This window comes from Anabaena sp. UHCC 0399 (assembly GCF_034931465.1).
In the GTDB taxonomy this organism is placed as follows: domain Bacteria; phylum Cyanobacteriota; class Cyanobacteriia; order Cyanobacteriales; family Nostocaceae; genus Trichormus; species Trichormus minutissimus.
Genome location: NZ_JAYGGZ010000008.1, coordinates 43550 through 70339 on the forward strand (window position 1 = coordinate 43550; position 26790 = coordinate 70339).

Annotated in this window: 25 protein-coding genes; 10 read left to right on the forward strand and 15 right to left on the reverse strand. The window is 42.0% G+C overall.

Translation table 11 applies throughout. The features are described from left to right. Window positions 1-399: 399 nt before the first annotated feature. The 3 genes from VB693_RS06415 to VB693_RS06425 all read left to right on the forward strand — a co-directional run bounded on the left by VB693_RS06415 (window position 400) and on the right by VB693_RS06425 (window position 1751). Window positions 400-894: a Photosystem I reaction center subunit III gene (locus VB693_RS06415; protein ID WP_190696265.1), complete on the forward strand. Its 495-nt coding sequence runs from the start codon at window positions 400-402 to the stop codon at window positions 892-894. Window positions 895-932: 38 nt separating this feature from the next. After that, the gene (gene psaJ / locus VB693_RS06420) at window positions 933-1082 is read left to right on the forward strand and encodes a photosystem I reaction center subunit IX (protein ID WP_015137730.1); all 150 of its coding nucleotides are present in this window, start codon (window positions 933-935) and stop codon (window positions 1080-1082) included. Between the two features lie 156 nt (window positions 1083-1238). Next, the gene (locus VB693_RS06425; RefSeq protein WP_190696268.1) at window positions 1239-1751 is read left to right on the forward strand and encodes a photosystem I reaction center protein subunit XI; all 513 of its coding nucleotides are present in this window, start codon (window positions 1239-1241) and stop codon (window positions 1749-1751) included. A gap of 97 nt (window positions 1752-1848) precedes the next feature. Here VB693_RS06425 and gmk read toward each other — a convergent pair whose 3' ends face one another. From gmk to hetZ, 5 genes are all read right to left on the reverse strand, one after another. Then, the gene (gmk, locus tag VB693_RS06430; protein ID WP_323265604.1) at window positions 1849-2451 is read right to left on the reverse strand and encodes a guanylate kinase; all 603 of its coding nucleotides are present in this window, start codon (window positions 2449-2451) and stop codon (window positions 1849-1851) included. Window positions 2452-2636: 185 nt separating this feature from the next. Continuing rightward, window positions 2637-2903: an extracellular matrix/biofilm regulator RemA gene (gene remA / locus VB693_RS06435; RefSeq protein ID WP_015137727.1), complete on the reverse strand. Its 267-nt coding sequence runs from the start codon at window positions 2901-2903 to the stop codon at window positions 2637-2639. A 306-nt stretch (window positions 2904-3209) separates the two neighbouring features. Next, entirely contained in the window at window positions 3210-5534 is a 2325-nt protein-coding gene (locus VB693_RS06440) for a DUF3488 and DUF4129 domain-containing transglutaminase family protein (RefSeq protein ID WP_323265527.1), read from the reverse strand. Window positions 5535-5787: 253 nt separating this feature from the next. Further along, complete coding sequence (locus tag VB693_RS06445) at window positions 5788-6762, reverse strand: PatU (protein ID WP_323265528.1); 975 nt, start codon at window positions 6760-6762, stop codon at window positions 5788-5790. After that, window positions 6755-7987 (reverse strand): heterocyst differentiation protein HetZ, encoded by a 1233-nt coding sequence (gene hetZ, locus VB693_RS06450; protein WP_323265529.1) that lies wholly within the window; start codon window positions 7985-7987, stop codon window positions 6755-6757. Before hetZ ends, VB693_RS06445 begins: the two co-directional genes overlap by 8 nt. Before the next feature lie 207 nt (window positions 7988-8194). On the opposite strand from hetZ, the gene VB693_RS06455 reads away from it, so the two are divergent. Beyond that, window positions 8195-8668 (forward strand): hypothetical protein, encoded by a 474-nt coding sequence (locus VB693_RS06455; protein WP_323265530.1) that lies wholly within the window; start codon window positions 8195-8197, stop codon window positions 8666-8668. A 175-nt stretch (window positions 8669-8843) separates the two neighbouring features. Here the strand turns inward: VB693_RS06455 and sds are convergent, their stop codons facing one another. The 3 genes from sds to VB693_RS06470 all read right to left on the reverse strand — a co-directional run bounded on the left by sds (window position 8844) and on the right by VB693_RS06470 (window position 13908). Then, window positions 8844-9815, reverse strand: coding sequence for a solanesyl diphosphate synthase (gene sds / locus VB693_RS06460; protein ID WP_323265531.1), 972 nt, complete (start codon window positions 9813-9815; stop codon window positions 8844-8846). A 1265-nt stretch (window positions 9816-11080) separates the two neighbouring features. Then, complete coding sequence (gene murI, locus VB693_RS06465; protein ID WP_323265532.1) at window positions 11081-11938, reverse strand: glutamate racemase; 858 nt, start codon at window positions 11936-11938, stop codon at window positions 11081-11083. Between the two features lie 119 nt (window positions 11939-12057). Beyond that, window positions 12058-13908 (reverse strand): N-acetylmuramoyl-L-alanine amidase, encoded by a 1851-nt coding sequence (locus VB693_RS06470; RefSeq protein ID WP_323265533.1) that lies wholly within the window; start codon window positions 13906-13908, stop codon window positions 12058-12060. 260 nt (window positions 13909-14168) lie between these two features. Here VB693_RS06470 and VB693_RS06475 point away from each other — a divergent pair, with 260 nt between their 5' ends. Beyond that, window positions 14169-14309, forward strand: a complete 141-nt coding sequence (locus VB693_RS06475; RefSeq protein WP_323265534.1) for a hypothetical protein — start codon at window positions 14169-14171, stop codon at window positions 14307-14309. Here the strand turns inward: VB693_RS06475 and VB693_RS06480 are convergent. The 3 genes from VB693_RS06480 to VB693_RS06490 all read right to left on the reverse strand — a co-directional run bounded on the left by VB693_RS06480 (window position 14306) and on the right by VB693_RS06490 (window position 18811). After that, window positions 14306-16141 carry an N-acetylmuramoyl-L-alanine amidase gene (locus tag VB693_RS06480; protein WP_323265535.1) on the reverse strand — a complete coding sequence of 612 codons (1836 nt, stop codon included), beginning with the start codon at window positions 16139-16141 and terminating at the stop codon, window positions 14306-14308. The genes VB693_RS06475 and VB693_RS06480 overlap by 4 nt on opposite strands. A gap of 690 nt (window positions 16142-16831) precedes the next feature. Beyond that, a complete protein-coding gene (locus VB693_RS06485; protein ID WP_323265536.1) occupies window positions 16832-18211 on the reverse strand; it encodes a cation:proton antiporter in 1380 nt (459 codons plus the stop codon). 180 nt (window positions 18212-18391) lie between these two features. Next, window positions 18392-18811, reverse strand: a complete 420-nt coding sequence (locus VB693_RS06490; RefSeq protein WP_323265537.1) for an EVE domain-containing protein — start codon at window positions 18809-18811, stop codon at window positions 18392-18394. Between the two features lie 355 nt (window positions 18812-19166). Here VB693_RS06490 and VB693_RS06495 point away from each other — a divergent pair, with 355 nt between their 5' ends. Next, window positions 19167-19913, forward strand: a complete 747-nt coding sequence (locus VB693_RS06495; RefSeq protein ID WP_323265538.1) for an SIMPL domain-containing protein — start codon at window positions 19167-19169, stop codon at window positions 19911-19913. A 55-nt stretch (window positions 19914-19968) separates the two neighbouring features. Here VB693_RS06495 and VB693_RS06500 read toward each other — a convergent pair whose 3' ends face one another. After that, window positions 19969-20334 (reverse strand): single-stranded DNA-binding protein, encoded by a 366-nt coding sequence (locus VB693_RS06500; RefSeq protein WP_190696303.1) that lies wholly within the window; start codon window positions 20332-20334, stop codon window positions 19969-19971. 368 nt (window positions 20335-20702) lie between these two features. Between VB693_RS06500 and VB693_RS06505 the strand changes: the two genes are divergently transcribed. The 4 genes from VB693_RS06505 (at window position 20703) to ribD (ending at window position 24573) form a co-directional block, all read left to right on the forward strand. Next, window positions 20703-21710 (forward strand): rod shape-determining protein, encoded by a 1008-nt coding sequence (locus tag VB693_RS06505; RefSeq protein ID WP_323265605.1) that lies wholly within the window; start codon window positions 20703-20705, stop codon window positions 21708-21710. A 96-nt stretch (window positions 21711-21806) separates the two neighbouring features. Then, a complete protein-coding gene (gene mreC / locus VB693_RS06510; RefSeq protein ID WP_323265539.1) occupies window positions 21807-22628 on the forward strand; it encodes a rod shape-determining protein MreC in 822 nt (273 codons plus the stop codon). An 18-nt stretch (window positions 22629-22646) separates the two neighbouring features. After that, the gene (mreD, locus tag VB693_RS06515) at window positions 22647-23252 is read left to right on the forward strand and encodes a rod shape-determining protein MreD (protein ID WP_414576236.1); all 606 of its coding nucleotides are present in this window, start codon (window positions 22647-22649) and stop codon (window positions 23250-23252) included. A gap of 115 nt (window positions 23253-23367) precedes the next feature. Continuing rightward, the gene (ribD, locus tag VB693_RS06520; RefSeq protein WP_323265540.1) at window positions 23368-24573 is read left to right on the forward strand and encodes a bifunctional diaminohydroxyphosphoribosylaminopyrimidine deaminase/5-amino-6-(5-phosphoribosylamino)uracil reductase RibD; all 1206 of its coding nucleotides are present in this window, start codon (window positions 23368-23370) and stop codon (window positions 24571-24573) included. A 69-nt stretch (window positions 24574-24642) separates the two neighbouring features. Here the strand turns inward: ribD and VB693_RS06525 are convergent, their stop codons facing one another. The 3 genes from VB693_RS06525 to VB693_RS06535 all read right to left on the reverse strand — a co-directional run bounded on the left by VB693_RS06525 (window position 24643) and on the right by VB693_RS06535 (window position 26449). Then, window positions 24643-24858 carry a hypothetical protein gene (locus VB693_RS06525; RefSeq protein WP_323265541.1) on the reverse strand — a complete coding sequence of 72 codons (216 nt, stop codon included), beginning with the start codon at window positions 24856-24858 and terminating at the stop codon, window positions 24643-24645. Window positions 24859-25351: 493 nt separating this feature from the next. Next, window positions 25352-25738 carry a 6-pyruvoyl tetrahydropterin synthase family protein gene (locus tag VB693_RS06530; RefSeq protein ID WP_323265542.1) on the reverse strand — a complete coding sequence of 129 codons (387 nt, stop codon included), beginning with the start codon at window positions 25736-25738 and terminating at the stop codon, window positions 25352-25354. Window positions 25739-25888: 150 nt separating this feature from the next. Continuing rightward, window positions 25889-26449, reverse strand: coding sequence for a hypothetical protein (locus tag VB693_RS06535; protein ID WP_323265543.1), 561 nt, complete (start codon window positions 26447-26449; stop codon window positions 25889-25891). Window positions 26450-26790: the final 341 nt, after the last annotated feature.

Below are 26790 nucleotides of genomic sequence, written 5' to 3' on the forward strand. Positions count from 1 at the left end.
TTAGCGGTAGCGCGGCGTTTAGCCGGTAGTGAATTTAGATTGATGTTGAATGTGAATTAAGTCTTGAGACTCTTGTGATTTCGTAGTTATTTCCAAAAAAATGATTTTGGGCTAATCAAGTAACTATTGTGGGCTAAGAGTGTTTTTGATTCACATTAGACATGATTTCCAAGCAAATATTCAGCACTCAGCATTCACCACTCGTTACTCACCACTCACCACTCACCACTCAGGACTCTGTAAGAACTTGTTTGAGAAGCTTTAACTTTTATTTACTTCAACTTTACTCGATTCCCGCCCAAGAGTATGATGACTTGCTAGTTAAGCAAATAAAGAGTGTACAAGCCGCTTCGTTTTGTACAAAAAACTTTTTCTTTTGTAATAAAAGGAAACATACCGATGAAAAGATTGTTTGCTTTGATGTTAGTGATTTGTCTTGCATTCAGTTTCGCACCCCCAGCTAAAGCTCTAGGCGCAAATCTGACCCCCTGTCAAGACAATCCTGCATTTCAAGCACTTGCAAAAAACGCCCGTAATACTACAGCTGATCCAGAATCTGGGAAAAAGCGTTTTGAACGTTATTCTCAGGCACTCTGTGGACCAGAAGGCTATCCTCACTTAATTGTTGATGGTCGCCTTGATCGCGCTGGGGACTTTTTAATTCCTAGCATTCTATTCTTGTATATTGCTGGTTGGATTGGTTGGGTAGGTCGTGCTTACTTACAAGCCATCAAAAAAGAATCTGACACCGAGCAAAAAGAAATCCAAATCGATTTGGGTCTAGCACTGTCTATCATTGCTACAGGTTTTGCTTGGCCAGCAGCAGCCCTCAAAGAACTGCTTTCTGGCGAATTAACTGCGAAAGACTCAGAAATTACTGTTTCTCCTCGCTAGTTCAACTTAATTCATTCACTTGTTTTGGAGACTAAATCATGGCAGACAAAACTGACCAAAGCAGCTATTTGATTAAGTTTATTTCCACAGCACCTGTTGCAGCCACTATTTGGCTGACAATTACAGCAGGTATCTTGATTGAATTCAATCGCTTTTTCCCTGACTTACTTTTCCACCCCCTACCGTAAATTCAGAAGTCAGGGCATTGGGCATTGGGTATTGGGCATTGGGCATTGGGCATCGGGAATAATAATTTCCTTTACTCCTGCAATTACCCACTCCCCACTCCCTTTGTTTCTCTTAGTGAAAATGCAACCCTTCTAAATTTAGAGGTAACCTAAAATATGCAAGCAGTAGACGCATCAAAAAATCTTTCCAGCGATCCGAGAAATCGGGAAGTTGTTTTTCCCGCAGGTGATCCACAAATTGGTAATCTGGCAACCCCAGTCAATTCTTCTCCTGCGATCAAGTGGTTCATTAATAATTTACCTGCTTATCGCCCAGGTCTGACCCCTTTTAGACGTGGTTTAGAAGTTGGTATGGCTCATGGCTACTTGCTGTTTGGCCCCTTCGCTAAATTAGGCCCACTGCGTAACGCGGACAATGCTAACTTAGCAGGATTGTTGGCCTCTATAGGCTTGGTTGTGATTCTTACTGCCTGTCTATCTCTGTATTCCAACACTAACCCAGACAAAGCTCTAGCTAGTGTTACCGTACCTAATCCCCCAGATGCTTTTAATTCCAAAGAAGGCTGGAATAATTTTGCCAGTGCTTTCTTAATTGGTGGTATTGGTGGTGCAGTAGTAGCTTATTTCTTGACCAGTAATTTGGCTATCATCCAAGGTCTGATAGGCTAATTTTCTGTTTTGGGTAATTAGGCATTGGTGAAAAGTCAGTGATTTTTGACTAGTACCTATGCCTGATTACCGATTAGTAATTTGGGACGAAAAAGCTTTATTTGCCAAACACAGCCGCTTCAATGGCATTGAGAGCAGTTTCTAAGTCATCATTGATTATTTGGATATCAAATTCATCAGCCGCTTGAATTTCCTCGTGGGCGCGTTGTAGACGACGGGCGATCGCCTCTTCAGAATCCTGTCCGCGTTCACGAATACGTTTTTCTAGTTCTGTAAAGGAAGGTGGCAAAATAAAAATACTTAGAGCTTCCGGGAAGGAAGCACGAATCTGTCTTGCGCCTTCTAGTTCAATCTCCAGCACTACTAACCCACCAGACTGCACTTGATTAAGTACAGCTTCGCGGGGAGTGCCATAGTAATTACCAGCAAACTCTGCTGACTCTAGGAATTCGCCTTGAGCAACCAACTGTTCAAACTTGTTACGGCTAATAAAATAATAATTTTTGCCATCAATCTCCCCTGGGCGGGGGGTACGAGTTGTAGCAGAGACAGAGTAATAAAGTTCTGGATGACGCTGTAAGAGCGATCGCATTAAAGTACCTTTCCCGACCCCACTCGGTCCGGTTAACACAATTAGCTTGCCTAACAAAGCACTTTCTTTGGTATTAGCACAACTCTGGATGGGTAAGACTGGCATCATCCGTTCAACCTGTGAATTAATCAAGAGACATCATTCGTTAGTAAATTAGTAATTTAATCTGGTATGTGTCCCCAGAGCAATCCTTAACTAACGAATTTGTAGCACTAGTGACAGAAAACTTGTCTAACTCACATGGTACTGCTGATGTGGTCTCAATAGAGGTGGAGTGTTACTCCTACCCTGTATTAATTTTCTACTGTATGATGCTCCCTAGAAATCACGAAGCGATTAGCTACCGTTTCTGGTTGAATCGCCGACAAAATTACGTGACTGGAATCGGTGATGATTACAGCCCTAGTTCGGCGACCATAAGTAGCATCAATTAGCTGACCTCTGTCCCTAGCATCAGTAATAATCCGCTTAATTGGGGCAGACTCTGGACTCACGATGGCAACAACTCGGTTGGCCGAGACAATGTTACCAAAACCAATGTTAATTAACTGTATCTCCATAAAAAAACTGACACCAAATGTGGTGTTCAAAGCTAGTAATGAATTTATTCCCATGTTATCCCTAAAAAATGCGAGTTACAACGCATTCATTCAATACAGCTTGAATTTCTTGATAAGGACTGCTTTTTTAGAGATTTACTCCGTTAAATTGCATAAAAATATGCCTCTAGAGACAGGAAGACTTATACATATAAGAGCTAGTCCTAGGTTTAATTACTAATAGTATTTAAAAGTGATTTGTCCACATTGTTACTTTCTGCAAAATATACATATTTTGCAGAAAATTATCACTAATGATTAATCGAATTACTTCCTCTGATGACTGGTAGATTTTTTCAATTCTTGCCATTTTTGTTGTAGTTGATATAAGTTTGGAGTATTACCTCCATAACGCCAACTCACATAAGCTTGGCAAATATCATTTATGACCTGAGCATGGGTTGGAGCATAATGCCCAGATGATACTTTGGCATACTCTAAAGGTGTCTGTGCTGGATGTTTACCTAGACCTTTTTGATCTGCCCATTGCAGCATTTGTTGATACAGACGTTCCATTGGCGGTAGTGTACCTAAGCGACGGAGATGTAACCACTTTCGCCACTGCGCCCAGCCTAGCCAGCCCAAAAATGCGCTTGTGGTTGCTAATATTAAGCCAGTTAATATACCTACCCAACCTTGAGTAAATAAAGCGAAAAACCAAGCGATCGCTTTACCAAACCAGCTAAATATCGTCCCAAAAACATTGTTGAAAAAGCCTGTCACTGGGGAAGGTAGCCACCCAGCCACCCAATTCCAAAATTGCTTCAGCACACTAAAAGTCTGTGTTTCTTCAATAGAAGGTGGAATCAGGGGATGATTGGGGATGGGATCAAAGGTAAACCAGCCATATTTAGGAAAATAAACTTCCGTCATCGCATAAGCATCAGTGTTTCGCACCACATACATCCCCGTAAAGGGATTAAATTCCCCTGGAGCAAACCCTGCTACTAGCCGCGATGGGATACCAATGGAACGCAGCATCACTGTGAGAACTGTTGAGAAATGATCTGGATACCCGCCTTGATGTTTAAATAAAAATGCTTCTACTAAGTCTTCTTTTTCATCTAAAAAAGGGAACTCGAAGGGGTTGTTAGGGATGGAATAGTTTTGCTTGAGGTATTGGGCTAAATAAAGAACTTTTTCATAGGTAGAATCTAAGGTTTTTTGCGATTTCCCTACTTGTTCTTGGTTATATTTAGCGAGAATTTCTTCGGTACGTTGTCTAACTTTGGTGGAAATTTCTGGGGGGATTTGTAGATAATACTTTTCAATATTCCGGGGATAATTTGTAGTAGCTTTTCCCAGTAAAGTACGATCGCGGTACGGTACTTCGGAAATTACTGTATAGGTGAGGTCTTCTGATAATCCCACCGGCGATCGCAAGCTATTTTCTTTATCTACTGCAATCATCGGTGTCGGGAAGTAAATTTCCCTGGGATAAGACATCGCCGGAATTAAGTTAGGTAAGTCTGATACTACCGTGTATGTTTGTACTACTTCCCTAGTCTTGCCAGATATAGCAGGGGATGATAAAAAAATCTGATAAGACCAAGGAGATCGCTTAATAGTAGTAACCTCTTCATTACGGGAAACCTCCCAACCTTTACCTGTATAGTGGTCAAAGGCCAGCACCCGCCAAAATCCCTCAGCTTGCGATCGCACTCGCATCACCACCTTGGGTTTCATCTCTCCCCGCAGGTTTTGGTTAATCTTGCTATTAAAACCGTAATAAAAACCGCTATCTACCTGTCCTGGTTGACCATTTTTACTCGGTGCTGCACTATTACCATTACCTTGATTGTCAGCGTTCCCTTGGCGGACATAACCAGGATTGATAATAGTCTGGCCGGTAAACCCGCCCTTCACCTCAATGGGAGAACTCACAGGAAAAGTCCGCAGTTGATAGCCAGGGAATCGGGGTAAAAATGCAAATACTACCAATCCCAAGGCGACAACTACGGTAAATAGTACAAAATAAGTAGGTAACTGTTTAGATAATTTAAATTTTTTTGACTTTTGACTTTTAACTGGTGAATTTTTCAGTCCCAGTTGCGAACGATAATTCACAACTAAAGTCGGCAGTGCGATCGCTAAAAATAATAATAATATGGGTGCGAAGGCTAAAGTTTGACTCAACGTTGCCGCCACACCCAACAAAATTAAGCCAATAACTATGGAATAGCCCAAGTTTTTACGCCTAGGCACATCAAAGCTATGCAGAATTTGGAGTTGAATTAATAACTCCGCCAAAGCCAACCGCGTATCATTCAATTCGCCAAATAACCGCCCAAAGAAAGCACCCAATGCCATTAACATCCCGATGGCAATGCAAAACTTGACGGTGACATTAGCTTCACGACGGCGGTAATAACTCCAAGCTGTACCTAAGACACTCAGTGGAATTGCCCACATACTAAAAGTAGTATTGGCAGCAATATCCATCGCTACAATACCTGTGATTACCAACGCTAGCACTAGTACCCGCAAGGAAATGGAGTCTTCCACTTCCAACAAAGGCGACCCCTGGTTATTGTGTCGCCCATAACTTACAGGCAGATGCCAAAATCGATTCAACCTGGTTAAATTAAACATTTCCAATTTCGGAAAAGCTATAGAGTAGATGCTGATAGAGACAAATTTTCGGGAAGTTCCTTTAAGAAAACAGGAACTCCCCGAAAGCAGCCTTTGGGAGTATAGATGTCTTGTAAATTTTCATTCTCGTTGCGGGTGATTGTAGAAGCCCTAATGACCGCCCTTTAAGAAACATATTTTGATGCAAAACCACGATAATGCTCTTATCTATGGGTGTTGATCAATAATGGTGTGCTAGCGGTGGTAATCTCAGCTAGATTGTGGGATTAATCACAAACAACAGTGGCAATTGATCGAGTTCTGGACACTCAACTTCTAAGGTGTAAGTTGGGTGAAGTTGCTGGCAAGAGATTTCCACACTCAAGCATCCAGGAATTGATGACTGTGCCATGGCAATAGAGTTATCGCCCCGCAGTGTCAAAATTCCTTGAGTGGGTAAATCACCATAAACACGTAATAGTTTCGTGTCACCTTGGGAGTGGTATTCTACCCGCAGGTTGAGTGCGCCTGCACTAGTTAACCAGAGTCTTTCTACTACTGGCTTGCTTGGTGAAACTGGTAGAGTGAGATTATCTAACAGTTGTTGAGCTGCCATCAAAGAAATTGCCATTTGTTGTTGAGACCCCAAATCTGAGTAATCACTCTCGATATTAGGTACTGTCTCTAAAGTTTCTGGCGATCGATAGCTGCTGCGTAACACCAAACCAGCAAGATTGTTGATTGTGTGGGATTCGCTGGGGAATAAGCCTTCCACCACTTGCACTAATTTTGCCCCTATTGGTAGCGAAGATGTCACCATTTGTTGACATCTTGCTAATAATTCTTGGAATACTTTCTCTGGTAGGGGAATAGGTAGATTCAGCTTTGATTGCTGCGCCATCCACCCCCAGTTAGGGCTAAATACTAGTGATGGCTCATCCAGAGTATCTGGATAGTCTACTATTTGTGTTTCCCAGGGAAACAAGGGTGGGTGGTTTTCGGTGTGAATTTGTAACCGACGTTTGATGACGGCTTGAAAACGTTCTTGCACAGTAGGAATTTCTCCCAATAAAAAGGTTTGGGGTATACTTCCCAACTTTAGCTCACCACTATTTATAGTGGCAGTTTGGCTGAGAAGGTGATCTCCCTTATCGGTATCCTCACGGTTTCCTCTCTGGTTTTCTGGTTGATTGATACTAGCCAGAAAACCGAGTAGGTACTTTTGAAAGGATTCTGAGTCTCTATTCATGAGTAGATGCACTAGATCCGGATACTAAGGAATTACGAATTTCCCAAGCTTGTTCTAAAATTTTAAACCACCGTTTTTGTAGTTGTGCCATTGATAACCCTAAAGCTTTAGCAATTTTGTCATCGGGTTGTCCTTGTTGTTTCAAGTCTAGTAAAGCTCTTTGTTTCTCGTCTAATTGGGATGTGTAGGCTTCCCACTGTTGAGGAGTTAAGCCCAAATTAGTATGTAAAGAAGCCTCTAACCATTCGTGTACTAGTTCCCATTTATGTAATAACGCAAACCTGATTAAATGATACTTAAAGCGTTGTTGTAAGTAATCTCGCTGACGAGGAGTTAAACCTAAAACATTTTCAATTTCCTGGGCTGACATATCTTGGAGGCGCAGGGAAAAATAATCAGCACAGTCAGATTGATCACGTTGCTCCAAATAACTCATTAATTCCGTAACCACAACGGAGCGGAGTGTATCTTCTTCTGGTTCGGGTGCTGCTTGGGTAGCCATAGCTGAACGTAACTGCTGTACTGCTGGTTCTTCCCAAGTACCATCACCTTCGTTGCTGCTACCTTCTGCTGCTTGTTCGATATCAACGATCGCTTCTGGGGGCTGCTGTTGAGAAAAAGTTTGAGCGCGGAGAATAATTAATTGCTGTTGACGACCAGGGAGGGGAATCCGCCGCTTACCGTAACGTTCGGTAAAGGCCATGTACTCTGATAGTTCTAGGAGAGTTTGGGGGCGATAAGTAGGGCCAAGTTGGTTTTCCCGACGAAAGGCGTTTAATGCTTCTAAATAAAAACTTTGTAGAAAATCTTCTATGATTGTCAGCCGCCCTTGATAACTCAATTGGCGTTGGGGAGGATTAATGTAACGATAAATAATTGCACTGAGGGTACTGTGTAATTCAACTCTGCCTCGGCTAGAACCCAATTGATAGTATCTCAGACACTGTTGTAGCCTGTGTTTGGCTAAGGTCATGGCTGAATTTTCTACAGCACCGGAAGCTTGAATACGTTTACTTTCGTGGCAAATACGGTATACTTCGATGGTGATCCGATTGGCTACATCGTGGCAGTTCTTGTCTGAAGCTTTGGTGAACTGCTTAAGCTCTTTGTAGGCAAGTTGGAAGATTACTTCCTCACCGTTAGTATTTTCTCCGAAAGTGTTGGTGGTGGGAGCGGTGGGAGCGGTGGGAGCGGTTGGAATAGTTGCTGTTGCGGCTGAATTCATAGTGTCGGTTGTCAAAAGACCCTATACATAAACTTAAATAGAACTTGTGACGAAGGTGGGTATTGGCTTTATGGTTTTGCGTATAAGCTAAACGCATACACATCCTTGTTAAGGATGTGGTTGATTTTATTATTCCCAACTCTAATGGGATTAATCACATGGCGATAAATGTTATTGCCTTTACCCAACAGACGTTAACAAGTCATTATGGATTTAGAAACACAAATTCAATTGCTGATTAACAATGCACCCAACGATGGTGTAACACCACATCTTGTTGCAGCAATTGCTCCTGTGCTGGTGGCGATCGCTCAAAAGTTACGTCATTCCCAGTACCATATTCTCCAAGATGCGGAGGGTAGCTGGGTTTTAACTACATTGAGGAATCGTGTCAACCCAGGAATCGAAAAGCGTGTTGTTTACGCTTTCCCTACCATACAGGATGTTTCCCTAATTTCCCCTGCTGGGCTAGACCCTCAAATCACCCCAAAAATTGTTCCCGCCACCCACATTTTGTTCCAATTGGTGGCATTAGAACCCGTAGATAGTATCGTTTTTTTGGAAACGCCGGGTAAAACCACTCACTCGTATGAAGTACAGCGTGCTAAATTCCAAAAACTCATACAGAAACAGCTACGACAACAGCCTTCAAGTAAAAACATACCTCCTGATATTGCTTAAAAAAAATTTGGATGTTGGCTGTTTTAAACACACACCAACATCCAAAAATTTTTATCTCAAAAATCTCAAAAATTTTTCCTAAAAACCCAAAATTTTTTTCCTACATCATGAGTGGGGAGTAGGGAGTAGGTATTGGTTAATAGTGATTTCCCAGTCCCCAATACCCAGTCCCCAGCTAATACAACCGACTTAGTCCATATTCCGCGATGTTGATCAACGTCTGGTGCGATTCTGAAGGTGGGAGAACAGCTAGATGGTCAATTGCTAACTTAGTATGCTGGGCAGCTAAATCTCTGGACTGCTGTATACCTTGGCTATCTTGAACCAAGTCCAGTGCTTGCTCTAAATCTCCCGTTTGAGCAAATTCTCGCTCTATTAACACTTCTAAATACGGTTTTTCGGCTAGGGCAAATAACACGGGTGCTGTCAGATTACCGCTTTTGAGATCCGAACCTACAGGTTTACCTAAAGCGTCGGCGGTACTGGTGAAGTCTAAAATGTCATCAACAATCTGAAAGGCTATACCCAGATGACGACCATAGGCATACAAATGTTCTGCAACTTCTGCGGAAACTTCACTGAGTAGTCCTGCCGCTTTACCACTATTAGCAACCAACGAAGCAGTTTTGTAATAGCTTTTTTCGAGATAAGTCTCAATTGAGATACTGGTGTCAAAGCGATTCAATCCTTGTTGAATCTCCCCGGTAGCTAAATCCATAATGACTTCTGAAAGTAGTTTGACTACCTGCAAGTTGTCTAGGTTAGCTAAATACCATGAAGATTGAGCAAAGAGAAAATCTCCGGCGAGGATGGCAATGCGATTACCAAACAAACTGTGAACGGTAGGAACGCCCCGCCGCACGTCTGATTCATCTACTACGTCATCATGTACCAAGCTGGCAGTGTGAATCATTTCGGTGATTTCTGCTAGGCGACGATGACGCGGTGTAATATCTTGGTCTAACATGGTCGCCCGCGATATCAACAGCACGATCGCTGGTCTGATACGCTTTCCCCCAGCCCCGAAAAGATGTTCGGCGGCCGCAAACAGAATGGGGTGGCGATTTCCAACTAGCTGCTTGAGGTTATCTGCTAGTATTTGCAGGTCTGCTTCCACAGGGGTAAACAGGGAGGTGGCTGGGGTCATGGATGGGCGGACTCTGACTTTAGTTACGAAAGTTTACATATCCTAATAATCATTCTAAGATAAGCCTGTGCCAGCGCAAAGTTTTGCTCATAAGAATACCAACTTTTGTTTATCTGTACTTCTGAAGAAATATAGGGGACAGGGGGTTTGATCGTTTCTTTTACTTATCACGGGCGGTGCGTTGCTAGTGTGCCTGAGCCTCACCCAATAATTTTGGATGTCAGACTAGCCGAAACTTAGATATTTAGTGACATCTGGCTACTTACATCATTAAAAAGTGACTAATTCATTAGAAAAATAAATGTTTTCTATGTATTAATATCTGTGTTTTAGAACTAAGTTTGCTTAAGTATTGTTACTACTCCATTTTTACGCGTTAAGTTAGACTACTAAGTGTTTTCTGTAAAAGTCTTTTGCAGCAAGTATTATTTTTTTATAATGAACTTTTATATTAATTTATAATACATCTCTAAAAATATTTTTACTTAAAATACGTAATATCAATTATATATTAACAAAATTTATGTATAAATTTACAGTTTTGTATTCCTCTGTAACTGTCTAGAAAATTTCAAATTTTCCCTCAAAGTTAACTTTGTTATGTTACGCTATAATCTAGGGATTTTAGATTTTTCAGTTATTCACCCCACAACAGTAATTCACTTTTTAGTGACATTACTCTTTCAATGTTGTGAGTTACAAATATAACTTCGTCCAATCATCAATCAAGAAAATCTTTCTTGGTTACTGTCTATGGCGAAAGATTCTTAACTAGGAGCTAGACAACTCTTTTGAGAGTTGTTGTTATATATTTTTTGCTTGCGTTGAGCGTAAGCATAGCTCTTGTTGTCAAGATGTCGGCAAAAATAAAGCAGACTAGGTAGGCTGCTGAGGAGTGCAGTATTAGGTTGCTGTAAGGCAATGTAATGTCTGTTGTCGGATGTATGGTCTGCAATTAATTAAATAGCAAATACTTAAACCGTAGAGAATTAATGACTCTATCGGGGAATCTGCCTTAAATTAATCCAGCTACCGAGATATTACTGGGTTGGTTAAGTTTTTGCTATTTTTATGCAATTTAATTATGTCTTTGAAAAGGTGCGGGTGGAATCATGGTTTATGGGAATATGCCTATGATCATTTTTATTTTAGCTGCGGGATACTTGCTGACTGTTTATCTATTGTTGGGTTTAGCAAAACGTACTGGAAAAAAGCCTAGTCAATAGTCATTAGTCACAATGGTCATTGACTAATGACTATTGTGACTAATGACTAGGAATATTAGCAAAATCAACTGATTCAACGATGGGGGTATGGCCTAGCCAATTGACTCCAGATTGAGCAAACTGCTGCGGTGAACCGCTAACAGCGAAGCGAGTGGGTAGGGGGGGGTGAGTGTTGGTTAAGCCTAGTAGGTCTAATTCTTGACTACAGGCGGTGACAACATGAACAGCAGGGTCAATAATTTTTACCTGAGTTGGGAGGAGCGATCGCACCACGGGCGCAAGCAAGGGATAATGGGTACAGCCATAAATTAGGGTATCAATATCTTGTTGTAGTAAAGGTTCAAGATAAGACCTAGCTACTTCAGCCGTGTAGGGGTCTTGAATGCGATTCTGCTCAATAAGTGGGACAAACTCTGGACAGCCAACTTGCCACACTTCTACGTCAGGGTTGATTTCTAGAATGGCGTGCTTATAAGCATCACTTTTAGCTGTGGCTGGTGTGGCGATGACACCGATACGCTTACCTTGCTGGACGGCTGCTTTCGCACCAGGGAGAATGACACCAAGAATGGGGATGTCATATTCGGCGCGAACTATTTCCAGTGCGAGAGCAGAACTGGTATTACAAGCCATGATGACCATTTTGACCCGTTGTTGCTGCATCCAGTCGAGGATTTCGCGCACAAACTGGACAATTTCGGCTTGGGAACGAATACCGTAAGGTAGCCTGGCGGTATCTCCAAAGTAAACAATTGATTCATTCGGTAATTGCCGATAGAGTTGGCGCAATACCGTTAGCCCACCTACACCACTATCAAAAACACCAATGGGAGCGCGTTGAGGCTCTTGGTCTAAGAACTCGTAAATATTACCTTCAAAGCCGGAAGATGAATACACAGGCAGATACTATTAAAATTTGGGGATTTAAAATACAGAATTTAGCAGACAATTGCCTAAATGACCATTAAATTCTGTATGTACACCAATTAATTATTTGTACTATATTTTGAATTTGATCATCTTTTTAAATATTGCAGGATACCACGAGCGATCGCCTCTGCCATCCGATTTTGATATTCTGGTGAACCCAATCGAGGATTATCTTCCCGACCACTCATATAACCTGTTTCTACTAAAATCGAAGGCATAGAACTCTTTCTGAGGACATAGAATCTGGCTTTGCGTGTGCCTCTATCGTTGATAGTACCAATACTTTGTAAAATATTCTTGCGGACTGCTTCCGCTAGGGCGTAGCCACTATCGTAATAATAAACTTCTAAGCCATTGACATTGGGGCGATTCTCCACAGAATTTGCATGAATGCTGACAAATACTGTGGCATTAACTCGTTCAGCAATATCTACTCTACCTTGAAGCTCTACAAAGAAATCAGCATCTCGTGTTAATACTGCTTGCACACCGTTCTGTTCCAAAATAGCGGCAATCCTGCGACCGATGGGCAACACTACGTCTTTTTCTAACAGTCCACCCAAACCAGGTGCGCCTGAATCTTTCCCTCCATGTCCAGGGTCAATAACTACCAAAACTTTCCCCCTGGGAACTGAAGAATTTGCAGTGGGGCGGGATATAGTTCTCGGATTATCGATATTTGTCTCTAGTGATTGAGCTTGGTTAGCTGATGGTAATGGTAAAGCAACTGAGGGTATAAATCGTCGCGAGGGTTGTAAATCTAATGCCAAAAGCTGGTTGCTGACTTGATTGAGTTCCCCTATTTGTACTCCTGCTGCTGGTTGTACTAAAACAACTACTGTATTGGGTGCTTGGGGTTGCAATCGTACCCTGAGAATTGGACTATTGGCAGTAAAAGCAGGGCCTTTAACGTTGGCAGCTAATTTGGCATTATTAATCGTGATGCGGAATAATCCAGTCGATCTATCCCAACCACCTTGAGCCGAGACTAATTGGTCAGCACGAATCAACAGTTGTGTACCATTTTCAGCTAGTTCTATGGACTGGATGGTAGCTGGTGAATTAGTAGCAGAAATAGGTTCTGAGTTATTTTCTCTGGGTGATCTGACTAAATTTTTACTAGGCAGAACTACAAAGCCACCTACGCTGCTGGTAGTGACTCGCCATTCTGGACTATTTTGATCCAGCAGCATCGTCATCCGTACAGTTTGGGGTCTGTTTTGCAGTTGGCTAAATTGAATGCGGCTGACACCATAACGATTGACAGCAAAATCCTGCTGTTTCAGATTGGGTGATAGAGATGAGCCGGCAATATCGATGTTGAGTACCTGCTTATCTTCTGTGCGATTAACTTGAATTTGAGGATTACCACCACGGGTGCGGACAAAAAAGCCATCACCTGTGACTTGGAGGTTTTCGATTTGAGTTACAGATGCAACAGTATTAACTTCTGGTTCGCGACTAGTAGGCGTGACCGTGTAAATATTTCTAGAAGGTGGGTTAGAGGGTGGTTGCTGGGCAATTTCTGGATTATCTATTCTGCTTTCAGCAACTGGTGTGGGTAATTGGACAGTCCAACGATTGGCAGTAATTCCGACAAATTTGATTTGTTGGGGGTCGAGGGTATAACCAGGGGCTAGTTCTACAACTATCCGAGTGGTTTGGGGGTCAAATTGCCCCACACGCACTGATCGAATCGCACCCCCTACCTGTTGGGTGGACTGGGGCTGGCCAAAGGTTATTCCTGGCAAATCAATGACTAAGCGTGTGGGTTCAAAAATTAGTTGTGCTTGCGGCTGTACTGCGCCTGTAGTGTTAATCTCCAAGCGGTTTTGATTGGCATCAAATCGCCAAGAATTTAACCGCGTTGCCCAAGCTGGTGATGACAGTAACAATACCGTTCCCACAGTCCCGGTTAGTAACCAGTCTAGTTTCACAATCTTTTCTCCTGATTCGCATTGATGAGAGCTTTCGACAGTTATCAGTTATTCAGTTATCAGTTATCAGTGCCAGGAAAGCAAGCTTGATAACTGTTCACTGATGCAATCTCAACATATGGGCAAATCCTCACACCGTCACCGTTCAAACTTTGGCTTTTTTGGGGCAATCAAATTTTGTATCGGTATAAAAATAAAGCTGATGGCGTTGTATCTTAGCACGCACTTTTGATTTTGCCATGCTATTTGTCCATAAATTTATGGCTAAATTCAGCACAGACACTTTTGTAGATGCCAGCGATCGCTTTATTTTGAACCACGGTATCAGAGAAAAGAGATTTTCATGCTTGGTTGTGGGTTTTTTCGGTGAGGTGAGTAGCTTTCAGGAGAATTACTGTTAGCGTTTGAGATATTGGAGAATACCGCGAGCGATCGCATCTGCCATTTGGTTTTGGAAAGCTGTACTTCGCAACTTAGCCGAGTCCTCTCGACCAGTCAAAAAACCTGTTTCCACCAGAATAGAGGGCATGGAGCTTTTTCTGAGGACAAAAAATCTAGCTCGCCGTACTCCCCTATCTCTAACATTCACACTTTGGCGAATGCTGTTATGAACTGCGCGAGCTAAACCCAAACCACTGTCGTAATAATAGGTTTCCAGACCATTGACATCTGTGCGTCCTCCACCGATGGCGTTAGCGTGGATACTGACAAACACATCAGCACCAGCTCTTTCTGCCATCTGTACTCTTCCTGGTAAACTCACAAAGTTGTCAGAGTTACGCGTCATCACCACTTGCACACCGTTTTGTTGTAAAACTTGAGCAATGCGTTGGCTAATGGGTAATATGACATCTTTTTCACGTAGTCCACCGATACCAATTGCACCTGGGTCTTTACCACCATGTCCGGGGTCAATCAATACTACGACCTTACCTCTAGGAAGAGGACGTGTTGGTTGAGTTACAGGTTGAGGATTTCGAGGGTCTGGTAGTTGTCCTTGGATGGGAGGTAAAGGTGGTGTGGTGATGTTCCGACGCGAGCCTTGTAATTCCAAAGCCAAAAGCTGATTACCGACTTGGTTGAGTGATCCAACTTGAACTCCGGCAGCTGGTTGGACTAAGACAACTACAGTATTAGGGTTTTGGGTTTGCAACCGGACTCTGAGGATAGGACTATTAGCTTGAAAATTTGGCCCTTTAACGTTAGGAGCTAACTTAGCGTTAGTAATAGCAATGCGGAACAGACCAGTATTTCTATCCCAACCACTGGTAGCAGATACATTTTGATCGGCGCGAATAACTAATTGGTTATTGGCTAGATCAATAGATTGAATCGTCGCTACTTCATTACTGGCAGGTAATTTGCTAGGTACAGTAATATTATTTGCTGAGTTATCAGAATTATCATTTCCTGGTAGTCTGACAACCCGACTGGGGAGAACTACCAAACCACCAGCACTACTGGAGGTGACGCGCCAGTCAGGGCTATTTTTATCTACCCTTAAAGTCATGCGGACAGACGGTTTACTGGTTTGCAGTTGGTTGAGTTCTATGCGGCTCACACCATGCTTGTTGACAGTAATATTTCGCTGGGTGAGACGTGGTGACAAACTTGCACCAGCAATATCCATAAAAATGGTAGCGCGATCGCGGCTGCGATTGACCTTAATTTGAGGATTACCGCCACTGGTACGAACAAAAAAACCATCCCCAGTTACTTGTAAGTTTTCAACTTGAGTCGTTCCGGCGGCGGCAGTAACGACATTATTAGAAAACTCTGGTTTAGCGTCAGACTCCAACGTAACTACGTTGTAAACACTACTTGGGTTAGACTCTGCCCTTTCCGCCGTTGGGGTGGGTAATTGAACAGTCCAACGACTACTAGTAATGCCAACAAATTTGATTTGTTGGGGGTCAAGGGTATAACCAGGAGCGAGTTCCACGACTATTCGGGTGGTTTGGGGGTCAAATTGCCCCACACGCACTGCTCGAATCGCACCCCCTACCTGTTGTGTGGACTGGGGTTTGCCAAAAGTTGTACCTGGTAAGTCAATAACTAAGCGTGTGGGGCCAAAAATCAGTTGTGCTTTTGGTTGTACCGCTCCCGTGGTATTAATCTCCAAACGGTTTTGATTGGCATCAAATCGCCAAGAATTCAAACTTGTTGCCCAAGTTGGCGATGAAAGTAACAACACCGTTCCCACAGTTCCAGTTAGTAGCCAGTCTAGTTTCACAATCCTTTCTCCTGATTCGCATTCATGAGAGCTTTCTACAGTTATCAGTAAACATTTATTAGTTATCAGTCTGAGGAAAGCAACCTTGATAACTGTTCACTGTTTACTGATTTAATATCTCAACATATTGGTCAGTCGTCACACCTTCACCACCGAAATATTTAGTTACAGTAACTTTCTTGGATTTTAAAATGGGTATAAAATTACAAATTAATGGGTTAGAATTTCAGTATGCCCGCAATTTTCACCTAACTATCAGGACATACCATTTCTCCTCATAAAGCATCAGATGCAACAATGAGTTGACCAGATATTTATTATTGATTTTCTTGATTGCTGGTATCGAATTTTTAGGTAAAAACTCCAACTAATGTTAAATGATGGGACAAGATTTCTAGTCGCTACCTTTTAATTACTGAACAATCATCATAGATTAAGATTGGCAAAAAGATAAAACGGGCAACAAATAACATTCCAAATGTTAGTACGAATGAACCGAAAAATACAATTCACAATGACAGGGGACGGATAATCTAGGACAGAAGTTTCCCAACGATTGGGCATTAGGTATTGATTGGGATGCAAAAAAATTCTTTCCAGTCCCCTGTCCCCAGCTTTTCAATGAGTGGATTTGCAATTTTAGATTTTAGATTATTCAATCCAAAATCTAAAATTCCCCGTCCCCAGTCCTTATTCCTCTAAAATCAGCTTCTCTGAATCTTCTGCTACTTTGTCTGATTCAGGAAAAACAAACCTTAACAAGGGAGGGGCTAAGAAGGTTGTGAGGATAACCATCATGATAATTGCTGCCCCTAATGATGGAGAAAGAACGCCACTGGCAGATCCAACTCCAGCAAAAACCAATCCGACTTCACCTCTAGGAATCATACCTACACCAATAGCTAGGCGGTTAATTTGGGATTCACCAAAGATGCTAAAGCCTGTGATCACTTTACCGAGAATTGCGACGGCAATCAGGAAAATTGCCATAATTAGACCTTCCCTATTGCTGGGAATGGCTGGATTTAATACTCCTAAGTCCGTTTTTGCGCCTACAGTGACAAAGAAGATAGGCACGAGCATATCAGCGATGGGGCAGACTTGCCTTTGCAGTTCTTTACGCTTATCTGTTTCTTCTAAGACAAGACCAGCCGCAAATGCTCCCAGAATGGCTTCCAATTGAATGACGGCGGCAAAGTATGCCATTACAAAAGCGAAGATAAATGCTGGTATCACCAAGCTACCCCGTGTTTTGAGGTTATCAGCGATCGCCACAAATGTCTTGTTGAAAACGTTGCCCAGGACAATTGCACCCAGCAGAAAACCACTAGCACTGATAATTAAGTAAATTACACTGCTCACATCTACTGCGCCGTCTTTGGCTAGGCTAGCTACCACGGCTAAAACAATAATTCCTAGTACGTCATCAATGACCGCAGCCCCCAGAATAATCTGCCCTTCTTTGGAATTGAGTCGCCCTAATTCTGATAGCACTTTGGAAGTAATCCCAATACTGGTAGCAGTCAAAGCTGCGCCTGCAAAGATGGCAGGTACCGCGTCAATACCAAACAACATCATCAAACCTACCGTACCTGCTGTAAAAGGTACGACTACTCCCACAAAAGCTACTACTATGGCTTGGATACCAACAGCCATCAAGTCTTTTAAGTTTGACTCCAAGCCAATTTCAAACAGTAGGATGATCACACCTAATTCAGCCAAAACAGAAACGACCTCTGATTGAGCTGCAAATACTTCTGGTGTAGCTTCAGGAGTTAAACCAGCTGTAGTTTGTAGAAAAGTCATAATCAAAGAACTAGAACTATCTACACTACCTTCTGGAAACACCAATAGATGTAAAACAGAGACACCTACAAATACACCACCTACAAGTTCGCCCAAAACGGGTGGCAAACCTACTCGGTTGGATAACTCTCCACCAACTTTACTAGCTAGGTAAATTACCACTAAACTCAGTAGTACAGCAGCCACTACCATTGAACTATCTGCGGCTGTAGTCGTACTAGCCAACAGAGGAAAACAGAGGTTGATTGCACTTAAAAACTGCATTTGTTACGCGTTGTTCCGTGAACATCCTTCTCTTTCATTGTTACGTTAATTCTTGGAGAGATGAATTAGACAACTCTGAAAATGCTTGTTAGGCATAATTCAAGGATTTTGCCTAACAAGCATTTTGGGCAACACATAATTAATTTCTGGAGATGTCTATTAATTCTGTTGACAAGAGCTTTATATGGACGCGCTACTGCTTGCTAATTCCAGCAGGTATTGCCAATAAATATCAGGTATTGGTACTACTGATAATCTGGGAAGTCTCAATAAATCAAACTCTGCAAACTTTTCGATTTGCTTAATCTGGGATAGAGTCACAGACTGGCTAACTCTTTGCAATGGTCGCACATCGACAACTACCCGCTTGAGATCATCTAACGCCGGGTCTGGATAAGGTTGACTAGTTATCTCGGCTACACCCATAATTTGCCGTTCTTTACCAGTGTGATAAATAAATGCCAAATCTCCAGACTGCATTGTTCGTAGATGTTTGAGTGCTAGGGCATTGTTAACACCATCCCAAACTGTACTGCCATCTTGTTCTAAATCAAAGTATGAGTAATTGTCTGGTTCGGTTTTGAGCAGCCAATATGCCATGAGAAAATGCTTGTTTTGTAGTCAGGAACTGAAGACAGAGGAAATTTTACCCCAATACCCTCGTTTTGTGATTCTTCACCAGGGTTATATGGCGAAAAGGGGAAAGATCAAAATATCGGGACTTCATCGTTTTTGCTGATTTCACATGGTATCTCTACTTCAGTACCTATTATTAAAAATTTTGGTGTAATTTTTAGTTTCAAAAAATGTAACCGTTATAGAGTTTGACGATACAAATGTCAAAGTAGAAACATGCAAATTGTATCAAGCCGAGACATTAAATTCTTAATGACAAATGGCTAGATACGACTTATTCAAAGTATGTGTACACATTTTTCAGAGGAGTGTAAGTCTTATGTCTAGAACTACTTTATTTGCTACTCAGTGGCGTGCTGGGAAATTTTGGCAAACTCTACCATTAGTTTTGCTGGTATTTGTGACTTTTGGACAGCCTGGGATGGCGCAAGAAAAAGAAAGATTATTGCGGACTTTAACCGTCACAGGTAGAGGCGAAGAATCAATCCCCACAACTATTTCAGAAGTGAGCTTGGGGGTAGAAATTCAGGGTAAAACTGCTCAAGAAGTACAGCAAGAAGCGGCTCGGAGGTCATCGGCGGTAGTGGCTTTCCTCAAAGGTCGCAATGTGGATAAATTACAGACTACAGGGATTCGTCTAAATCCAGTTTATAGTTACACCAACAATGTACAGCGAATTACTGGATATGCTGCTAATAATACCGTCAGCTTTCGTATTGCGACGGAGAAAGCTGGGACATTGTTAGATGAAGCTGTAAAAGCTGGGGCGACCCAAATTAATAGTATCAGGTTTGTGGCTACTGATGAAGCGATCGCATCTGCTAGACAACAAGCTTTAAAGGAAGCTACCCAAGAAGCTCAAAAACAAGCTGAAGCTGTGTTTAATGCTCTTGGTCTCCAGTCAAAGGAGGTAGTAAGTATTCAAATTAATGGTGCAAGTGCGCCGCCACCACCCATGCTATATCGTGCTGAGGCTGCTAAGTTAGCTAGTGACGACGCTTCCACCCCTGTAATTGGTGGCGAACAACAAGTTGACGCATCGGTGACTTTGCAAATTAGTTATTAGTCAAGAGTTAAGAGTCAATAGTCATTACTGTAGACTATTGACTCTTAACTTCCAGTTAAAAATGTTCTGAAGGGAAGTCGCCGCCTCCTCCTCCATCTCTATCTTGCTTAGAACCTAGTAGTTCTAGTTGGTCTACTCTAATAATAGGTGTAGAACGGTTAGCTCCAGTTTGGCGATCGCTCCATGTGTCAAACTTCAAAGAACCTTTGATCCCAATTAAACTACCTTTGCGGACATAATTCCCAGCTACTTCTGCTGTCTTGTCCCATAGTTCTAAAGTGAACCAGTCAGGCTCATCACTATTACGAGTTCTCCGTTTAACTGCTAGTGTTAATCTACACTTAACACTACCAGACTCGAAATACTTTATATCTGGATCACCACCTACCCGACCAACTAAAGTGACGATATTAATACTCATGTGCTTCACCTTTTAGTACAAAAGTACTTATTTATTCTGACTCTAATCATAACTAATTGTGACTAACTTGGAAATCTGTGAACAACTGCACTACAAATTTAGGTATAAAAATAAGCAGAATTTCCAGAACAATCTGAAAAAATATACGGATATACTCAACTAGTCAAAGGATATCAGATTGGTAGATGTAAAAAACTAGGTAAGAATTACCGTCATTCACCACAAAATAGGATATTGGGCTGGACTCTAGAGCAAAAAAATAATAGAATCCAGCACGATTCTCTTTAACAGTTGTAGTCTAGAATTATCGCAAATTAGGGGGCGTGAGACGAGTGGGTCTGTTCAGGAACTTTCGCACATCGTGGGATATGGGTATCGACCTCGGTACTGCCAATACCCTCGTTTATGTGTCTGGTAAAGGTATTGTACTCCAAGAACCTTCTGTAGTTGCTATCGATCAAAACGAAAAGGTAGCTCTAGCCGTAGGAGAAGAAGCTAAAAGAATGCTCGGTCGCACACCGGGAAATGTCATCGCTTTGCGACCTTTGCGCGATGGTGTCATCGCTGATTTCGACACAGCAGAGTTGATGCTGAAAAGCTTTATTCAGCGTGTTAATGAAGGTAGGTCTTTGATATTACCTCGAATTGTCATTGGCATACCGAGTGGTGTCACTGGCGTAGAAAGAAGAGCTGTTATGGATGCAGCAGCTCAAGCTGGAGCAAGAGAAGTTTATTTAATTGATGAACCAGTAGCAGCAGCTATTGGAGCAGGACTCCCAGTAGCAGAACCAACTGGTAATATGATTATCGACATTGGTGGGGGTACAACAGAAGTTGCCGTGCTGAGTCTCCAAGGGACTGTGATCAGTGAATCAGTACGCATTGCTGGCGATGAATTAACGGAAGCCATCATCATGTATCTGAAAAAAGTGCATAACTTGGTGATTGGGGAACGGACTGCGGAAGATATCAAAATTCGGATTGGTTCTGCCTATCCCACCCATGATGATAATGATTCAATGATGGAAGTGCGGGGTTTACACTTGCTTTCTGGTCTACCCAGAACTGTCACCATTAAAGGGCCAGAAATTCGTGAAAGTATGCTAGAGCCGCTATCTGTGATCATCGAAGCGGTGAAGCGCACTTTGGAACGTACACCCCCAGAACTAGCCTCAGACATTATTGACAGAGGCATTATGCTAGCTGGTGGCGGTGCTTTGCTCAAGGGAATAGATACCCTCATTAGCCACGAAACAGGTATTGTTACTCATATTGCTGCTGATCCTCTCAGTTGCGTTGTGTTGGGAACAGGGCGGGTGCTAGAAAACTTCAAACAGCTAGAACGGGTGTTTAGCGGGCGTTCTCGAAATATGTAATCAAAAAATTTTAGATATTGGGTTCTATTTGGTTGTAATTTGGGTTTTATATAAATAGAATCCAGTATTTTTTGAATTTATAGAAATAGGTTATCGATGGTTACTCTACGTCGTTGGTGGGATCGCAAAACCTTACAAGTCGGTTTAGTTGCTTTAGCTTTGGGTGGTGCTTGGGTATTACGCCAGACCCAAGGAGAATTTCTATTGGAAGTATACGAGCTAATCACCCGTCCTGTACAAATGTTACAAACGGGGACAACTCCTGAAGAACGTCAAGAAGAACTGCTCAAAAATGCTCAGTTTTTGGAGTTACAAACACGGATTACTGAACTGGAAAGTCAAAATCAAAAACTCCAAAATTTACTAGGTTACGCTGAAAAAGAGCCACTAGCATCACGACCAATTCCCGCCAGAGTGATAGGACGTAGTGCTGATCATTGGTGGCAACAAGTGACCATCAACCGTGGCTCAAATGTGGGCATTCAGAAAGGTTATGTTGTAAAAGCTGAAGGGGGATTAGTTGGTCTAGTAGAAAGTGTCACACCTAACACCAGCCGCATATTGTTAATCAGTGACCTCAAAAGTCAAGTTGGTGTCACCATTAGCCGGACTTCCGCCAAAGGTGTATTGAGGGGAGATTCTTCTGCCGAAGCTGTATTAGAGTTTTATGAAAAAGTCCCTAATGTGAAAGTGGGAGACTTAGTTTCTACGTCTATGTATAGTCAGAGATTCCCCACAGGTTTAGCGGTGGGAAAAATCAAGTCGCTAGATTTGAAAAAACTTCCAGCTTCTATAGCTAAAGTTGAACTTTTTCCCCAAATTAGTACCCTAGATTGGGTTGCGGTCTATCCCAAACCCAAAAATCCAGAGTTGGAAAATCAGCAATCAGCAAACCCGAAAGCACAAAAATCTAATTAAACTAAGTCTCTCAAAATGGTGAAGATACCTTCATTTAGTGGCAAGTCAAAACCGCCAGAGCGAAAATTCCGAACCAGAAAAAAATTTTTGGCGGATTGGCATCCAGGTTGGTTACGTGTAGTAGATTGGAGCATCACAGTTGGGTCTGTGTTTTTATGTTTGCTATTATTACCAACGCGCTTTCCTGGCACGGAATTATTGCGAATTGGGCCAAATTGGTTATTAATTTGGGTGGTTGCTTGGAGTGTAAAGCGGTCTGTGTGGGCGGGAACATTAGCAGGTATTATCTTAGGTCTACTTCAGGATGCTATGACTTCGCCTGAACCATCTCATGCTATCACTTTGGGTTTTGTAGGATTTTTGACGGCACTAATTCAGAAGCCGCGTTTTATCCAGGAAGACTTTATTTCCATTGCCTTAATTGTCTTCGTAATGGCAATTATTGCAGAAACTGGGTTTGGGTTGTTATTAAATTTAGCAGGCGATCGCTCCACAGATTTCATCTGGGCATACTATCAGCGCGTCACCCTCGCTTCCGCCATTCTCAGCAGTCTCTGGGCGCCGGTTCTCTACTATCCCCTCAATGTTTGGTGGGAGAAGATGAAATTAGTCAATAGTCATTAGTTATTAGTCATTAATGGTTTTCCCCAATCCCCAACGATCGCCTAGGGATATTACTCTGTAAGTATCGCTATTAAAGCAGTTAGCGTGCAGAATATTTACAGTATTGCCCAAGATTATGGATAACTTGCCAGTGGTTGCTCAAGCGGGTGCATCCCAACCAAATAACACTCAGGATAATGAATTTCTAGTGCGATCGCCAGTTGATTCTCATTTACAAATCCCACAACCTGTAGGTAGTGAGTTTGATCGGGCGATAATGCAACGGTGTTTGGAACTTGCCCGCCGTGCTTTGGGACGCACTTCACCTAATCCGTTAGTGGGGGCAGTAATTGTTAAAAATGGGCAGATTGTCGGGGAAGGTTTTCATCCCCGTGCTGGCGAACCTCATGCCGAAGTTTTTGCCCTAAAAGATGCTGGAGAGCTAGCGCGTGGTGCTACAGCCTATGTGAGTCTTGAACCTTGTAATCATTACGGCCGAACTCCACCTTGTTCAGAAGCTTTAGTGGCGGCTGGTGTGGCTAGGGTAGTGGTGGGAATGGTTGATCCTAACCCCTTGGTAGCTGGTGGTGGGATTAAGCGTTTGCGATCGGCGGGAATAGAGGTGTTAGTGGGAGTAGAAGCGGAAGCTTGCCAGCAACTTAATGAAGCTTTTGTCTACCGCATTCTGCACAAACGACCTTTAGGTATTTTGAAATACGCTATGACTTTAGATGGTAAAATCGCCACTAATTCCGGTCATAGTGCTTGGGTTACAAACCAAGCAGCGCGTAGCGAAGTTCATCAATTACGGGCTGGTTGCGATGCGGTGATTGTGGGTGGGAATACTGTTCGTCAAGATAATCCTTACCTCACTAGCCATCAACTAGAGGCTCACAATCCCCTGCGGGTGGTGATGAGTCGCTCTCTCAATTTACCTACAGATGCCCGTCTGTGGCAAACAGCAGAAGCACCCACTTTGGTATTGACACAAGTCGGTGCTAACCCAGATTTCCAAAAATTCTTACTGGAACAAGGGGTTGAGGTATTAGAGTTACCATCTCTCACGCCACAAACGGCAATAGAACATTTATATGTGCGGGGTTTTTGTAGTGTGTTGTGGGAATGTGGCGGGACTTTAGCAGCCAGAGCAATATCTGAAGGTGCAGTGCAGAAAATTTTAGCCTTTATTGCCCCCAAAATTATCGGTGGTAATCATGCACCGACACCTGTGGGTGACTTAGGTTTAAATACTATGACAGAGGCTTTGCTTTTAGAACGTGTTCGTTGGCGTGTCGTTGGTGGCGATTGTTTGGTAGAAGGTTATTTGCCACACAAGAATTAATAAACAGTAGTTCATAGTCAATAGCAGTAACTATTGGCTATGGATTAGTAATTTGTAGATAGGTTACTATCAACACTGTTTATCATAAGCAATATCACGTATTAAAGATAGCCGAGATTGGATGTAGTCAGTCAGGAAGTCAGTTTCATTAGGCTCTAAAAATGCTTGCGTTGTTGTTTGGTGTGCTAACCATTGCACCAAGCTAGCATCATCCATCTGCAAGAGTGTTTTGGTTTGGGAGTTTTCAACAACCGCCCAGAGTTGACGCAGAATTGTAGGAGTCATCAGACCTCAATTTAATCATTTAGCTTAGTTGTTTTCAGATTACACAATTACAGCAGCAGATCACGACATTAACGTACAAGCTGAGACAAGTATTATTAAAAACTTAATATAGGGTTTTAAAACTTGATTAATTTTAAGAATGTAAGCACTACATTAAATAATTAACAAAAGTTAAAATTCAGTCAATTTCTGAGGCTGGGGATTGGACTTTTAAGTGCTTATTTGTGAGTAAATAAGATTTAATCTACTCACACCATATAGTACAGTTCAATGAAATGTACTCAGAGCAAATACTTGTTATAGATGATTAAATAGTTGATTTATCTAAGAAAATTCTACCATTTATGCCCAAAAAATTGATTATTAGCACTTATTTGGAATTATATTGGAGACTGGGGACAGCCCTGGTGAATGAAATCTATGCTATACAGACAAAACCCGCACAGGCGGGTTTCTCTCTTTTCTTGGCTAAATTCGGTAGGTATATTTAATTTCAATCTTCGTACTCTACCCAGCTATTAGGTGTCTCAGAAACATGGACTTTTAGCTGTACTTCTGGCGGTAATTTTTTCTTAGTTTCGTCGTAGATATACTTAGCGATCATTTCCGCAGTTGTCTCATATTCAGGAGACATAACTTCATTTAAAACAGAATGATCAAGTCCGCCTTTTGTGGCATCTTGTTTTGCCCAACGTAGTGTTCTAAAATCAGCTACCATTACTGGGTTTGGACAGTATTGTGAAGCGTATAGTTGTGTAGATGTTGCTTCAATGCGGACTTGATAATTATGCCCGTGCATTCGACCACAGGGGCCATTGTAATCTTTAATGTAGTGAGCAGCATTAAAGGTAAATTCTGTTACGACTTTCCATTTAGGCATTTTAATACAACCTCTTAGTCGATTATTAAATTAATTTCATATCTCTTTATATTATGAGAGTGAACAACAATGTATTTACACTTATTGTTGAGTGTTCAGATCCTCGACTTCTTTGAGAATTAGGGAATCTTGTTTCTCGTAAGAATCGCATTACTGACCAACATCAAGGTTAAGATAGAAACTTTTATCAACCACTCTATAACTACCATCATACTTAATTATAGGAATGCTAACTTGGTGTTGTCCTGCTGCTAGTTGCCACGAGTTGGGAAAGTTGCTGATATTGTGACAGCCTGTGTTAATGGGAAAAGTGCTAGGAGTTGATAGCATATCTTGATAATTCTCAATGCTATCTTTAAATAAATATACCTTAGCTTCTATTTTGTTGAGTTTTACTTTAGTTGGTATGCAATAAGTTAAGCTTAAAAATTTCATTGTATCCCCAGCTTTTAGAGGAAGACGTTGGTTATATTTAACTTGTTGTGGTTCATCGCTATTAATCTGCACAAATAAATGAGCAACGCATACTTTATTGGCAATAGTTGGATGGCATTCTGAAGCATTAAAATTTGATGGATTGGTAGGGGCGGGATTAGTAGAAGTGTTCCCTTGTGAACTAGGTTTATTGATGAAAGCTGATCCTAAAGTTGCACCAGCAGTGATCAGAGCAACTAGGATAGGGGTCATAATTTTTAATGTGGAAAGCTTCATATTTAGATAACTCCAGAAAATTTTTATCTCTTATTTATTAGATTATCTGGGTAGTTATATTTTGTCGGTATGTGGACGTATGAGTTATTACTCTCGATACTTTTTCAGGTGGGTAGGTCAAAGTAGGTTCAAGTTGGTTTGACTAATCGCCCTCAGTAAATAGCCAGTCCATGCACAGGATTTAACGTGAGTTCAATAAGTTTTAAAAACCCCTCTCCAAAGACGCGGAGCGGCTTCTCGCTAGAGTACCTCTCCCCTGCAAGGCTACGGTGTACACACAAGTCTGATAACCTTATTCCACATCGTTTTGATCCCCCCTAACCCCCCTTAAAAAAGGGGGG